12 protein-coding genes and 1 pseudogene are annotated in these 14,573 nt (G+C 65.6%); 2 read left to right on the forward strand and 11 right to left on the reverse strand.

Annotation, left to right across the window (positions count from 1 at the left end):
- Window positions 1-11 precede the first annotated feature (11 nt).
- From AC06E7_RS03660 to AC06E7_RS03690, 7 genes and pseudogenes are all read right to left on the reverse strand, one after another.
- Entirely contained in the window at window positions 12-617 is a 606-nt protein-coding gene (locus AC06E7_RS03660) for a hypothetical protein (protein ID WP_478063040.1), read from the reverse strand.
- 763 nt (window positions 618-1,380) lie between these two features.
- The gene (locus tag AC06E7_RS03665) at window positions 1,381-1,752 is read right to left on the reverse strand and encodes a hypothetical protein (RefSeq protein ID WP_478063042.1); all 372 of its coding nucleotides are present in this window, start codon (window positions 1,750-1,752) and stop codon (window positions 1,381-1,383) included.
- A 416-nt stretch (window positions 1,753-2,168) separates the two neighbouring features.
- Entirely contained in the window at window positions 2,169-2,609 is a 441-nt protein-coding gene (locus AC06E7_RS03670; protein WP_478063043.1) for an ankyrin repeat domain-containing protein, read from the reverse strand.
- Window positions 2,610-2,690: 81 nt separating this feature from the next.
- Window positions 2,691-3,080 (reverse strand): annotated as a pseudogene (locus AC06E7_RS03675) (IS3 family transposase); the annotation flags it as partial.
- Window positions 3,081-3,309: 229 nt separating this feature from the next.
- Window positions 3,310-3,630, reverse strand: a complete 321-nt coding sequence (locus AC06E7_RS03680) for a hypothetical protein (protein ID WP_478063045.1) — start codon at window positions 3,628-3,630, stop codon at window positions 3,310-3,312.
- Window positions 3,627-3,761: a polymorphic toxin type 37 domain-containing protein gene (locus AC06E7_RS03685; RefSeq protein ID WP_478063620.1), complete on the reverse strand. Its 135-nt coding sequence runs from the start codon at window positions 3,759-3,761 to the stop codon at window positions 3,627-3,629. Before AC06E7_RS03685 ends, AC06E7_RS03680 begins: the two co-directional genes overlap by 4 nt.
- A gap of 378 nt (window positions 3,762-4,139) precedes the next feature.
- A complete protein-coding gene (locus AC06E7_RS03690; protein ID WP_068854013.1) occupies window positions 4,140-4,547 on the reverse strand; it encodes an ExbD/TolR family protein in 408 nt (135 codons plus the stop codon).
- 205 nt (window positions 4,548-4,752) lie between these two features.
- On the opposite strand from AC06E7_RS03690, the gene AC06E7_RS03695 reads away from it, so the two are divergent.
- Window positions 4,753-6,732 (forward strand): transglycosylase SLT domain-containing protein, encoded by a 1,980-nt coding sequence (locus AC06E7_RS03695; protein ID WP_478063047.1) that lies wholly within the window; start codon window positions 4,753-4,755, stop codon window positions 6,730-6,732.
- Between the two features lie 63 nt (window positions 6,733-6,795).
- The gene (locus AC06E7_RS03700; RefSeq protein WP_478063049.1) at window positions 6,796-8,016 is read left to right on the forward strand and encodes a multifunctional CCA addition/repair protein; all 1,221 of its coding nucleotides are present in this window, start codon (window positions 6,796-6,798) and stop codon (window positions 8,014-8,016) included.
- Between the two features lie 181 nt (window positions 8,017-8,197).
- On the opposite strand, the gene AC06E7_RS03705 is transcribed toward AC06E7_RS03700, so the two are convergent.
- The 4 genes from AC06E7_RS03705 to AC06E7_RS03720 form a co-directional block, all read right to left on the reverse strand.
- Window positions 8,198-11,179 (reverse strand): autotransporter family protein, encoded by a 2,982-nt coding sequence (locus AC06E7_RS03705; RefSeq protein ID WP_478063050.1) that lies wholly within the window; start codon window positions 11,177-11,179, stop codon window positions 8,198-8,200.
- A gap of 152 nt (window positions 11,180-11,331) precedes the next feature.
- A complete protein-coding gene (locus tag AC06E7_RS03710; protein ID WP_478063052.1) occupies window positions 11,332-12,399 on the reverse strand; it encodes an acyltransferase family protein in 1,068 nt (355 codons plus the stop codon).
- A complete protein-coding gene (gene nagA / locus AC06E7_RS03715; RefSeq protein ID WP_093533536.1) occupies window positions 12,396-13,544 on the reverse strand; it encodes an N-acetylglucosamine-6-phosphate deacetylase in 1,149 nt (382 codons plus the stop codon). The genes AC06E7_RS03710 and nagA overlap by 4 nt, the downstream gene beginning before the upstream one ends.
- Complete coding sequence (locus AC06E7_RS03720; protein WP_068854024.1) at window positions 13,544-14,572, reverse strand: SIS domain-containing protein; 1,029 nt, start codon at window positions 14,570-14,572, stop codon at window positions 13,544-13,546. The genes nagA and AC06E7_RS03720 overlap by 1 nt, the downstream gene beginning before the upstream one ends.
- Window position 14,573: the final 1 nt, after the last annotated feature.

A 14,573-nucleotide genomic window follows, 5' to 3' on the forward strand; every position in this document is an offset into this window, starting at 1 on the left:
ACGGAAGCGCCCTATTCCGTATGGCAGCTCAAAGCGGTGCCCGACCATCGGCACTGCAGGCGGGTGGCTGAAGGGGTGTCGACCTGCACGGGGATGCCCTGCGCCCGCGCGGCCCGCACCCACGCCTGGCGGTTGCGGACATTCTGGAACTGGTACGACCCGACCAGCGACACCGCACCCGCGCGCTGGGCAGCACTCTGGTCCGGCAGCTGATTGCCGTAGGGGTCGCGGCTTTGACCCGTGACATAGCCGGCCCGGCGGTTGCTGTTGCCGTCCATGGAGTAGACCGTGCGGGAGCGGTCAGGCCAGACAAGGTCGACCCGCAGCGGCCCCATGCCCAACCTGTCGTACAGCTTCAGCCTGCGCTCGTGCAGGTTCATCGACAGCTCGTCGAGCCGTTGGTAACCGGTGGTGGCCCCGGCCAGGTGGCGGGCCAGCTGCGCGCCAAGACGGGTCTGCAGCGCAGTGTCCTGCGCCACTGTCACCGCGCTGAGCTGAGGCAGGGTTCGCTCGTGGTCGGCAACGCGCACCCCAACGGAAACCGCCGCCAGTGCGGGCGCGGGCAGAAGTAGGAACCCCAGCACAACAAGAACGAGCAAGCAGCCAAGCGACTTCATCGCAGTGCCCCCTATGCGTTGCTTCCCCAATCGTCCTTCGGATACAGCTCAACCGATAGGCCTATCCCGGCCGCAGCGATCCGACCGAGCAATGCGCTATGGAACTGAAACCCACACAATCCGCTCAAGAACGCACTTACATAGAACTCAACTTCGCCACCGGTCTCCACCAGCCTGCGTATGAAGTCGTCGTACTGGCTGATCCTCTCGAGGCACCGCCCCAACCATATGAAATATTCGGTCCGAATCTGGCCGCAGTAAGCCTGATTTCCATACAGGACATGGATCCGAAGCTATCTCCACTCACTTCGCACCGCACTTCTCTCGAACCCGACTTAGGACACGGGTGTGAGCATCACTTTTCTTCAGCTTGGCTTCGAGTCCACTGCACTCAAGCCTGACGCCGTCCCCCCCGGGATATACCAGCAGCGCTCCTTCAGGATCAACACCGTCCAAGTAGAGAACTGCGCAGCCATCCCCATCGACTGCAATCCGTACCGCCCTGGATCGAAGATTGCTCAGCTCCTGACTTCCAGATTCGCACATCGCGCCATAGTACAGGCCACTCATGTCTCCATATATTTTCTTGGAATCAAGCTCTCCCCTAGTTCCATCATCGCATGCAGTCAACAGCGTAACGACCGATGCAAGAGTGATAACCGACCGAACTCTGCTACGCAAACTTCCTGCCATTCGTCGTACCTATGCACGAAGCGATATGTTGACAAAAACCAAAGCTAAAACCCCCTGTGCGCCAACTCGACTAACAACTCAGAAGCACTTCCGGCTCACCAGGAGAGATCACGTCAATCACCTCCTCACCTATCATGAGAATGTAGTGCAGCAACCCAGGGCCGGAGGCCGTACCCAGTGATTCCTCAATGTAGTAATTCATCATTGTTCCCTCATGACACCGAACCAAGGCACCACGCACCTCTCCCATATCAGCAAAAAGCCTCAGCCGAGCACCTTCATCAGAAACACAGATGAAGTTTACCGACGAAAACGCTATCTCCAAGATCACGCGATCATCGCCATCTCGCCCTTGAATCACTACACGACCATCGTCGAAGACGACATGGGAGCTGGATGGCCGTGGCAGCAAACGAAGCAGAACCTCATAATTGATCGACATAGAAAACCTTCACCCGCGCACCCTCCAGGACATAGACTCTATTGAAGGCCAATATTCAAGCGATCTCCACTGAAAACAATTCGAACGCCTTCGAAACATGCCGCCAGAAGCAGGCACGCCAAGTCGTGCGCCAGCCCTCATTGAATCAGCATCTGCTTCGCCCTCACGCAAGCATCAGCTGGAGGGCTCAGCTGCCCTGGCACTGCGAGATGCTGTAGTTCCAGCCTCCACCCTGATCCAAGCAACCATCAATTGGTGACTGGCTACTCAGCCAGAATCCAGCCATCGCCTGAGTTTGCGGAACGCAGTATTCGCTCTCCTCGCTGGTTGTACGCGCAGGCCTCCAATAGCGTGTCGGCATGTTTGACCTCGCTCATGCGACTATCGCCGCTGAAGCACCGCACATTCGGCAGGCACTACATCCGACAGCGCCCTAACTCCTCTGCGAGCTTAGTTTTGCCATACGCCATCGCCATGGAAACAGCCGTCTCGCCCCGTGGACCCGCGAGGCACGGGTCGGCCCCGTTCTGGGTCAAGAGCCTGACTGCCCTTTCATTCTTCAATTTCACTGCCCAAAAGAGAGCACTGTTCCCCCCACCGTCCATCGAGTCTACATCGGCGCCATTGCCTATCAGCCATTCCGCTGACGCCATCTTTCCATTTGCCACACTGAATGGGAGTGGCGTCCAACCGTCGAGCACAGCACCGTTTACGTCTACTCCCTGCGCCAACTTCTCATCCAGCAGAGCGGTATTTTCCGTCCGAAGCGCGTCATATATGACTTGGGCCTGCGTCGTCCGCCCACACCCGGAAAGCGTCAATAGGGTTACCAGCATGAGGTGAACCGTCCGCCTCATCGCGCCGGCTCAAACTGTAGAAGCTCACCGGGAATCACCTTGCTTCCTCTAGGTATAACGTAGCGATCAGTCTCCATGTTCGACCGGCCCTTTCTGTCGCAGTTTCAAATGGATCATGCCCACCCCATAGCGTCTGTGCCGATGCGCCAGCGCGGCGATCTGCTCGCGCAGCTCAACGTTGTGGTCGGCTCGAGGTTCATAGCGCAGCGGCAGCGCTCATCCGCACCACCGTCAGCGCTCGCCGCTCGCTCAACCCCTTCTCGACCATGCTGCGCAACAGCAGCCTGCGCGCCGGTGCGGTCACCACTTTTTTCGCAACGCATCCTTGATGACGTCGTTCTCGAAGAACTGTTCTGCCAGTAGCTTCTCCAGGCGTGTGTTCTCCGCCTCCAGGTCCTTGGGCCGCTTGGCGTCGGGCACGCTCATGCCGCCGAACTTGCAGCAGCGGTCACGGTAAGACGCGTTCGCGAATTCTCATCGGGTCAGCATCTGCAGGCGCCGTCAGGTGGCCAGCGGCTAGAGGGCTATCAATTGATAACTGCCGTCGCAGCCAGAATTTGACCAACAGCAACGCAAGGATAACCACCACGATCATCATTTTCGACCTTCGCTTCATCAACGGCGAACTTGAAGACAACGACGTTCGAAACAAGCCCGCCGAACGACGGGCAACCAAGGCGAAAACCGCCTTTACACCTCCTCAGGGTGCATCGACTCCGCCGAAAACCCGACTATTCCAGTATGCGTCCTTTCGGCGAAACCAGCCAGAGAACTCAGGCACGTCAAACTCGCGCAACTGTGCCATTGACATATTGTACCTGTAGAAGAATGCAATCAGATCCAAGAGTTCGCCCTGTGATACGGCCGCCCGATCTACAACAATGTAGAGCTCCGTACCTTTTCCATAGTGATTTTTAACGCATACCATCTTCCCAAGCCAGTCAAAAAATGCATACTCATCGCGCGCGGAGTAGTAAGTGACGGCATCCGCCTTCAATTCAACCAAGCCATCATTGCTCATCGCGTCCTACCTTCTGGATACACGTTTATATAGCCACCGTTTTTCTTCTGGACATCCCAATGGGGACCTCCGTGCGCTCCGCTACCCTGACGAGCACGCGTTGGCGCGTGCGGTGCGGGGTTGAGCTGGATATCCCTGTACTCCTTCCTGGAGGCAGACTGCGCGTTTGACTGGAAACATCATTCGGGCGTCACCGCTTAGACCGACTGCGCGGGCGGTGAGTGACAGGGAGGTTTATGCGCGATGGATGCGTTGTAGGCAAGGCGGGAAAGTGTGACCACTCTCACTCAATGGTGTGACTGGCGCTTCTTTTGCCGCGATTTTCGGGTTGTCTTACAGGCTTACGCGGGGATTTCCTACAAGACGATAGGCGCAGCGACAGTGGCTGGTGATGGAGGCGGTGTCGCTTTCGGTGCAGTCAGAGAGAGTACCGACCATCGGTCGGTACCTACCGGGGCAGTTGTTGGTGACGCGGAAGCGGCCCACCGTTCGGCGGGCCGCTCATTCTGCTACGGGTTAACGAACGCGATCTTTTCCATGTGCGCGTTGTTGGCGGCCGCCAATACCTTGGCCATCACGTCGTACTCGGCGTTCGGGTCGGTGGCGATGCGCAGTTCGGGAACGTTACCGGTGTTGGCCTGTGCGGCGTCCTGCATGCGCTGCTGCAGCGAGCTGACCGCAACCATCTGGCCGTTCCAGCTGACCTGGTTGCTGGCGTCCACCCGCAATTCAATCGGCGGTGGCGGTGCGGTGGGCGGTACCACGGTGGTGGGTTGCGGCAGGTTGACCGGGATGGGCATGGACACCATCGGGGCGGTCACGATGAAGATGATCAACAGCACCAGCATTACATCCACCAACGGGGTGACGTTGATGTCGGCCAGTGGTCCGGAGTTGCCTGCTGCACTGAATGCCATGGTGTGGGTCCTTGTTGTTGGTTTTTCCTGCGGGCCGGCCAACGGCCGGCGCTACCGTTTCGTTTGAGTCTCCTGCAGCCGTTGGGGCTGGCGCCTTTGACATTACGCCCGTGTGTAGCGCCTGTTCAGGGGGGCGACGGGTGCTGTTCATCATTGAGTTGGCTTGCCGTCACCGGCTTTCACCCCTGCCCGCTATCCTTTCGGCATGAACCGACTCCCCCTCCTGATCCTCAGTTCCGCCACCCTGCTCGCCTGCACGGGCGTGGGCGCCGATGCCGGCGCCCAGAGCCTGGACGCCCAGCGCGCGCAGATGAAGGCGGCCATCGAGAATGCCGAACGCGGCCAGTTCGATCCCGGCCAGGCGGCGGGGCTGGCAAAGCACCCGCTGTATGGCTGGCTGGAGTACGCCAACCTGCGCCGCAACATCGATACGGTCACCACTGCCCAGGCCCAGGACTTCCTCAAGCGCTACAACGGCCAGGCCGTGGCCAGCAGCTTCCGCAGCGTGTGGTTGCCGGCGGTGGCCCGGCGCCAGGACTGGCCCACCCTGCTGGCGAACTGGGCACCCACCGAGAATGTCGGCCTGCGCTGCGCCCAACTCAATGCGCGCCAGGCCACCGGCAAGGCCGATGCGCAGTGGGTCAGTGAAGCGCAGGCGATCTGGCGCAGCACGGGCAAATCCCTGCCCGATGCCTGCGATCCCGTGTTTGCGGTGCTGGATGCCAAGGGCGGAATGAGCGCGGAGCTGCGCTGGGAGCGCATCGATGCCGCAGCCGACGCGCAGGAGCCGGCGGTAATGCGCAGTGCCGCCCGCGGGCTGCCGGCCGCCGACCTGGCGCTGGCCAACACCTATGCCGCGTTCGTGGACAAGCCCAATGCCAGCGCGCTGAACTGGCCGCGCAACGAACGCAGCCGGCGCATCGCCACCGATGGGCTTGCCAAGCTGGCCAAGGCCGACCCGGACGCGACCGAGCAGCAGCTGCCGCAGTACGCCAACGCGCTGCAGCTGAGCGCCGCCCAGCAGGCGGATGTGAAGTACCAGATCGCGCTGTGGACGGTGGCGTCCTATGGGCCCGATTCCGCACGCCGGCTCAATGCCGTGCCGGATTCGGCCTATGACGAGCGCCTGCACGAGTGGCGGGCGCGCGAGGCGATGTCGCGCGGCGACTGGCCGGCCACGCTGGTGGCGATCCGCAAGATGGAGCCGAAGCAGCGCAGCGACTCGCGCTGGCGCTATTTCGAGGCGCGCATGCTGGACAAGACCGGCAAGCGCAACGAGGCGTTGCCGCTGTACCGCGAAGCGGCGCGCGCGGCCACCTTCCATGGCTTCCTGGCCGCCGACCAGCTGGGCCAGAGCACCTACACGCTGTGCCCGGTGGAGCCCAAGGACAGTGCGCAGGCGCAGGCCACGGTGGCACGTGACCCGGCGATCGTGCGCGCGATGGAGCTGTTCAAGATCGAGCGTTCGGGCTGGGCCGTGGCCGAGTGGAACGATGCCCTCACCCGCTTCGACACCACCCAGCGCCGCATTGCGGTGGAAGTGGCGCGCGACAACGGCTGGTTCGACCGCGCGGTGTTCTCGCTGGGCAAGACCCCGGAAGAGCAGCGCCTGTACAGCCTGCGCTTCCCGCTGCACCACGATGATGCGATCCGCCGTGAGTCGGCGCGCAATGCGATCGACCCGGCCTGGGTGGCCGCCGAGATCCGCGCCGAGAGCATCTTCAACCCGAAGGCCCGCTCGCCGGCCAATGCGATGGGGCTGATGCAGGTGCTGCCGGCCACCGGTGCGAGCGTGGCCAAGACCATCGGCCTGACCAACTATGGCGGTGCGGCCAGCCTGTATGACGCCGACACCAACATCGCCATCGGCACTGCCTACCTGCGCCAGCTGATGAACAAGTACGAAGGCCTGCCCTATGTGACCATCGCCGCCTACAACGCCGGACCGACCCCGACCGCGCGCTGGCAGTCGCAGCGGCCGGGCTTCGATCCGGATATCTGGATCGAGACCATCAGTTACAAGGAAACCCGCGAATACGTGGCGCGGATCCTGGCCTTCAGCGTGATCTACGACTGGCGTCTGAACGGCGACGCGCTGCCGGTCACCGACCGCATGAACGGGCGGCTGCAGGCGAAGCGGAAGGCGTTCGCCTGCCCAACCGACGCAGACAAGGGCGGGGATTGATCCGCGGTAGCGCCGAGGTTCTGCGGGGGATCGGTGCCAGGCCGGTCGTGGCATGATTCCCCCATGAAGATCTATCTCGTTGGCGGCGCGGTTCGCGACCGCCTGCTCGACCGCCCGCCTGGCGACCGCGACTGGGTCGTCGTGGGCGCTACCCAGCCGGAAATGGAAGCGCTGGGCTACAAGGCCGTGGGCAAGGATTTCCCGGTGTTCCTGCACCCGGATACGGGCGAGGAATACGCGCTGGCGCGGACCGAGCGCAAGTCCGGCCGCGGCTACCGGGGCTTCGTCGTCGATGCCGATCCCTCGGTGACGCTGGAAGAAGACCTGCTGCGGCGGGATTTCACCATCAACGCCATTGCCTGCGATGAGGCCAGCGGCGAACTGGTGGACCCGTACGGCGGCGTGCGCGACATTGAACGGCGCGTGCTGCGGCATGTGGGCCCCGCCTTCGTGGAAGATCCGCTGCGGGTGCTGCGCGCGGCGCGTTTCATGGCGCGCTTTGCACCGCTGGGCTTTACGGTGGCGCCGGAAACGATGCAGCTGATGCGGCAGATCGCCGACAGCGGCGAGCTGGATGCGCTGGTGCCCGAACGGGTCTGGCAGGAACTGCGCCGCGTGCTCGGTTCGGCGCAACCGTCGGCCTTCCTGCGCACGCTGCACGATGCCGGTGCGCTGGAGGCGGTGTTGCCCGAACTGGACGCGCTGTACGGGGTGCCGCAGCGTGCCGAGTACCACCCGGAGGTGGACACGGGCGTGCACCAGGAAATGGTCAGCGATATCGCCGCGCAGCTGGCGCCGGGCGATGACCTGGTGGGATTCGCCGCGCTTACCCACGACCTGGGCAAGGCGCTGACTCCGCAGGCGGAATGGCCGCGCCATGTGATGCATGAGCAGCGCGGGCTGGAACCGCTGCGTGCGCTGTGTGATCGCTTGAAGGTGCCGCTGGATCACCGTCAGCTGGCCGAGGCGGTGTGCCGCGACCATCTCAACGTGCACCGCATCGACGAATTGCGCGATGGCACGGTGCTGGAGCTGCTGGGCCGTTGCGATGGGTTCCGGCGGCCGGAACGGATCGCCAGGATCGCGGTGTGCTGCGAGGCGGATGCGCGTGGCCGCCTCGGCTTCGAAGATCGGCCGTACCCGCAGGGTGAAACACTCAAGCGGCTGCACCAGGCAGCGTTGTCAGTACAGGCCCGCGATCTTGACCTTGCCCACCTGAAGGGCCCGGCGGTGGGTGAAGCACTCGCGCAGGCCCGCATCAGGGCGATTGCTGCAGCCCGGTGAACGCGCCGGCGCACCGGACGCAGGTCGAGGTAGGGTTGGTTCCCGAACAACCGTCCTCAGCGATTCCACGCCCGGTAACGCATGACCGGCGGTGAAGCAAAAAATCCGGCTTCACCAAAGGTCATGCCGTAACCGGGCGCTGGGGATTCCACGGCGGTCGATCCGGATGCGACCCTACCGGCTAGAAGTCCAAACGCAGCCCGATGTTCCCCTCGACCACCTTGCGTTCTTTCTGCCGGCTGCTTTCCAGGTCGCGGGTGTAGTCGGCGACCGCGAACGCGCTGACGTTGGCGTTGAAGCGCGCCACCACGCCGAAGCCGACCTCCAGCGCACGTGAATCCTGCTGGTTGATGATGCGGTTGGTATCGAAGTCGATGCGGTCTTCCCCATCGAGCGTCTGCCAGTAGTTGAGCTTGAAGTACGGTTGCCAGCCGTTGCCGGCGATCTCGTAGTCCGCGGCCAGGCGTACGCCGGCGCGCCCGGTCCAGGCGTTGTCGGCGTTGAAGCGAAGCTGCGCGATGCGGTCGGCGGCATCGTCCACCGAGGTGCGCTGCCAGATCACCTGCAGTTGCGGCTCCAGCCACCAGGCCGACTGGCCGAAGCGCAGCAGCGGCTTGCCCACTTCCACCGACGCGGTGGTGCCATCGCCGTCCACGTCGATGCCGATGCCGCGTGCGGAGGTCGCCTCGCCGTCGTAGCGGCTCTGCATCACCACCACGTCGAGGTAGCCGCCGGCGCTGCCGGCACGTGTCCAGTACAGGCCCACGTGCTTGTCGTCCAGGCGGGTGCGCCCCACCGCGACATTTTCCCAGCCGATCGCAAAGCCGTTGACGTTGCCCTGCGCGCGGGTACGGCCGACGAACACGCCGAACTGGTCGCGGTGCGCATCGCCTGCGTTCGCATAGAGGTCCAGACCTGCCTGTACCCCCTGGATGTCGCCATCGAATCCGGGCTGGGCATCGCCCTCCCAGTACTGCTCGTGGCTCTGCCCGACCAGGCGCGCCCATGCGGCCCGCACGCCGCCCTGGCCGGCGAGGATGCGCTGCTCACCCTGGCGCTCGTGGAAGGTACCCAGGCTGGCCAGGCTGGTCTCGCGCAGCAGGGGCGGCACCACCGAGTAGAGGCCGGTTTCCAGCCGGTACAACGGCACGATGGCCTCTTCCGACGGGCGTGCGTCAGGCGTGGGCGGCTCTGCCAATGGCCCGGGAACGGCGGCCACTTCGGTCGGCACCGGCGGCGGCACGTCGTCCTGCGGCGGCGCGGCCGGCGGTGGCGGGGCCGGCTCCGGCGGCGGCGCGGGCTCGGCCGCCACCGGGTCGGGGTTTTCGGGAACGTCCGGTGAGGGGGGCGGCGGCAGCGCAGGCGGCGGCGTCCCCAACGCCTCCGGCGGCGGTGGCTCAGGTGTCACCGAGCCCAGACCGATGGGCGGTGGGGCCGGCGCGGCGACCACACCGTTGACTACGGTCGAACGCAGATACCAGTTCTCGCTGCTCCCTGCGCTGACGCCACCCTTGAACAGGAAATACTCGTACGCGCCGGCGGCAACCGGTGCATACAGCGCGAACGCGCCCGGGCTGGTGCTGGCACCGTTGATCGCCTGCACCACGAGGATGCCGTCGGCCACGGTTTCGGCACCGGCACCGCCCGCGTTGAGGATGCCCACCCCCGTGGTCCCGCTGGCCACGCCATTGGAGATCACCAGCCGGTCCGATGCGGCGTCGTCGGCACCCAGCACGGTGTCCAGGTACAGCGCACCGCCATTACCGGTGTAGTTGCCGGCGATGGTGAACGCATCGCCGGCGCCGCCACCACCGTTGGTCAGGTCGATGCGGCCGGCATTGGTGACGTTGACCGGCAGTGCTGCGTTGAAGGCGACAATGCTGGCGTTGACGCCCCCGCCGAACAGCGTGCTGGTCGCGTCCACGTCGAGCGCGCCGGTACCGCTTCCGGTATCGCCCAGGCGCAGGTCGCCGTCGAAGGTCAGCTGGCTGTCATTGGCCAGCGCCATCGATTCCCAGCCGGTGAAGCGGGCCACGCCATCGGTCTTGACGTTGTCCATGTTGAGCGTGTCAGTGCCCAGGCCGCCGTCGAAGCCCGGCAGCGCGCCAAGGTAGGAGACGTTGAGGTCGGCCAGCGTGGCAGTGTCGTTGCCTTCCCCGAAATCGACCAGGCCGTGCACCACCCCGCCACCACGCCAGTCGAAGCGGTCGTCGCCGAAGCTGAGGCGGATCTCGCCGCGCACGGTGCCGCCGGTGATGGTGACCGAATCGTTGCCGCCGCTGACGCTGATGTTGCCGCCGATGTACCCATCGGAGAGCACGATGGTGTCGTTGCCGAAGCCGGTAACCAGGTTGCCGTCGATGGTGCCACCGGACATCAGGAAGGTGTTGTCTTCCAGCTTCATGTTGACCCGGCCGATGCGGCCGCCGGTCATTTCGCCGTAATCGCCATCATCGAACGCGCCGACGATGCGCCCGTCGGTCATGCGGAAGCGGTCAAGGCCATCGCCCTGCAGCAGCGCGCCGATGCTGCCGCCGGTCATCAGGAACGTATCGATGCCCGAGCCCTGCTGCACGGTGCCGGACACGGTGCCGCCCGAGACCTCCAGACTGTCCGCGTCGGCGCCCTGGTCGATGCTGCCGACGGTGCCGCCACTGAGGGTGATGGCATCGTTGCCCGCGCCCTGCAGGACGCTGCTGCTGATGCTGCCGCCAAGCATGTCCAGGCGGTCGGCGCCGGCGCCAAAGATGATGCCGGCGGTGCTGCCGCTGATGACGCCGCGGTTCACCACCGTGGTCGCCGCGTTGGTGAGGATGCCCACGCCACTGGCGCTGGTGATGCTGCCACTGTTGTCGATGCGGTGACCGCTGCCGCCGTCCAGCGCGATCGCAGCACCACTGGCGATGCCGAGCTGGGCGCCGGCCTGCACGTTGACGGTGACATTGCTGGAGCCCGGCACGCTGGCAATGGGCGTGGTCTGCGGACTCGGTGCCGCTGCCGTGCAGGTAACGGTCTGTCCGGTCGTAGGTGAGGTGCTGTCGCACCCGGCCCAGGCCGGCGCGGTCGTGGTAGCGAGGAGGAGGCCGCCGCAGGCCACGCGCAGGCTGCGCGCGATGCCTGCCGCCAGACGGGAACGTGGCGGAGTCGCATTCATGGGACGCATTGACCGTTCCTTTTCCAATGAAGGGAATTACGGTTTGCCGATGCGTCCCCCGTAACCTTACGCAGGCCGGCGAAGGTACTTTTACTGTCCGGATGTGAGGCGGAGGTAAAATTTGGGCGGTTTCTGGATATTCACGGAAACGGTCCGCGCATTCATATTTTCAGGTACACCCCGCGGCGGTCCAGCGCCCACGCGACGACCCACCAGAACAGCACGAACCCCACGGCGCAAAGCAGCGACGCCAACGCGGGCATGCCCGGCAGCGCGCGGGCCAGCGCCGCGTAGTACGCGGCCCATGCGCCGCTGGCGATCAGCACCAGCGCCATCACAGACGAACCCAGGTAGGCCGCGATCGCGTTGACCCCGAATCGGCGGCCCAGTGCCGGCCAGTGCCAGCGGTCGACCAGCAGGTGGGCCAGCAGCAGCGCGACGATCGACAGGCCGCCGGTCCACAGCACGTAGCTCGGCGTCCACAGGTTCTTGTTGAAGGGCAGCACCGGCGCCAGCAGCAGTCCGCCGCCGAGCAGCACCAGTCCCAGGCCGCCCAGCGCCCCCACGTTGCCGGCTCGCAGCCAGCGGCCGGCGATCAGGCCCAGCAGCGTGGTGGCGAGAGCGCCGGCCGTGCTGAGCAGGCCTTCAGGGTCGTGGCCCAGCCGGGTCACGGCGTCGTATTTATAGAGGAACGGAGCAAACAGTGCGGTGTCCACCCGGCTGACCGGGTTCAACCACGGGGCCAGCGTATCCGCGCCCAGCAGCAATGCGGCGTAACCCAGCAGCAGGCCGGCCAGCACGGCCCACTGCGTGCGCGCGCGGGTGTGGACCGCCAGCAGGCCGACCACCGCCACGCACACGGCGATGCGCTGCAGCACGCCCCACAGCCGGTACGCCGGCAGCTCGAACAGCCACCATGCCAGCACGTGCAGCAGCGCACCGGCGAGCAGGATGCGCAGCGCACGCTGCAGCAGCGTGCGGGCCAGCGCCGGCCGCAACGTGGAATCCGCCGCGCGCGGTGCGAGGCTGTAGGCCAGCGACACCCCGGCAATGAACAGGAACAGCGGAAAAATCAGATCCGTGGGGGTAAAGCCGTGCCAGTCCGCATGCAGCAGCGGTGCGAACACATGGCTCCAGTCGCCGGGGTTGTTGACCAGCAGCATCGCAGCCACGGTCAGCCCGCGCAGGGCATCGATCGAGCCCATGCGCGAAGAGGAAGGCGTGCTCATGCGTCCTCGCGCTCGCCGGCGATCCAGGTCGCGCGCACCTGCAGCGCGTCGTCGAGGAGCACCAGGTCGGCCTGGTAGCCCTCGGCGATCTCGCCGAGGCGATCATCCACGTTGAGGAACTGCGCCGGGTAGCGCGAGGCCATCCGCGCGGCCTCCTCCAGCGACAGGCCCAGCAGGTTCACTGCATTGCGCACGGCGGTGGCCATGTCCAGCGCCGAACCGGCCAGCGAACCGGCGGCATTGCGCACAACGCCGTCCACAGCGGTGATCACTTCGCCATAGAGTTCGTAGCTGGGGCTGTCGGCACCCACCGGCGGCATCGCATCGGTGACCAGCATGACCTTGCCCTGGGGCTTGGTTGCCAGCGCCACGCGCAGGCTGGCCGGGTGTACGTGCACGCCGTCGGCGATGATGCCCACCCAGCTGCCGCGATCTTCCAGCGCCGCACCGACCGCGCCGGGCTCGCGCCCGGTCAGTGGCGACATCGCGTTGTACAGGTGGGTGAAGCCGCGGATGCCCGCCTCCAGCCCCGCGCGTGCTTCCTCATATGTTGCAGCGGTGTGCCCGGCGGCGACGATCACCCCGCGTTCGACCAGCGCGCGGATGCTGTCCAGCGGCACCCGTTCCGGGGCCAGGGTGAGCAGGGTCACGCCGTTGTCGAGCGAGGCCGCCATCGCGATCTCATCGGCATCGGGCACGCGGAACTTGTTCGCATCATGGGTGCCCTTTCGGGCCGGCGCGATGTACGGGCCTTCCAGGTGGATGCCGATCACCCCGGGCACGCCATCGGCAATCGCCTGGCGGGTCGCGTCAATCGCCGTGCGCATCACCTGCACGTCGTCGCTGATCAGCGTCGGCAGCAGCGCGGTGGTGCCGAAACGACGATGTGCGGCGGCCAGCGTGCGCAGGCTCTCCACGTCGGGCGTGTTGTTGAACAGCACGCCACCGCCACCGTTGACCTGCGCATCGATGAACCCAGGCAGCAGCCAACCACCGCCCAGATCCACCTGTTCGGCCGCACTGCCCAGCTGCGGGGCGGCGTCGGACACCAGCGCGGTGATGCGCCCGGCTTCGATCACGAGCGCGAGATCATCCCGGAAGCCGTCAGCGGTAAGGATGCGGGCATTGCGCAGGACGGTCTTCATCAGACGGTCTCCGTAACCTTGTTCAGGTGCGGCGGCAGGTCCGGGTTGTGCCCGCGACGCAGCGCCAGTGCGTTGATGGCCTTGTAGAACGCCTGCACGGTCAGCAGCGGCGCGCAGGCCGGGTGCGGTGCCTGCGGCAGCGGCAGGTCGCCATCCGGAGCAGCCAGCCAGACCTGCGCGTCGCGCGCGGCGAACTCGGCGGCGACCGCGCGGGTGCCTGCGCCGGTTTCATCAGGCTGGGCGAAGGCCAGCACCGGGAAGCCCGGGCCCACCAGTGCCATCGGCCCGTGCTTGACCTCGGCCGAGCTGTACGCTTCGGCGTGCAGGCCGCAGGTTTCCTTGAATTTCAGCGCCGCTTCCTGGGCCGCGCCCAGGCCCAGGCCACGGCCGACCACGAACAGGTTGTGCGCCGGCACCAGGCCGTCGGTCAGGGCGGACCAGTCGCTGTTCCAGGCCTGGCGCAGTGCGTCGGGCAACGTGCGCAGCGAGGCGATCAGCCCGGCATCCTGGCTCCAGTACGCCACCAGCTGCAGGATCGCCGACAGCGAGGCGAGGTAGCTCTTGGTGGCTGCCACGCTGCGTTCGGCGCCCGCGCCCAGTGGAATCACGGTTTCGGCCAGCTGCGCCAGCGGCGAATCTTCCACGTTGACCAGTGCCACCACGCGCGCACCGGCCGCGCGCGCGGCCTCGGCGTTGCGCAGCAGGTCCGGGCTCTTGCCCGACTGCGAAATGACGATGTACAGCGCGCCGCGCAGCTGCAGCGGGGATTCGTACACCGAGCCCACCGACGGCGAGGCCGAGGCCGTCACCAGGCCCAGCTTGGTTTCCAGCAGGTACTTGGCGTACGTGGCGGCGTGGTCGGAACTGCCGCGCGCGCAGGTCACCACGAACGGCGGCGGCGCCGCGCGCAGGGTCGCGGCCAGCGTCTGCACCGTCGCTTCGTTGCGCGCGAACTGCGCGGCGATCACGTCGGCCGCTTCGGCGGCTTCGCGGAACATCAGGGTGTCGTGCGGGGCTGGCAGGGACATG

The sequence above is a fragment of the Stenotrophomonas sp. Steno-Z4 genome (assembly GCF_056393145.1).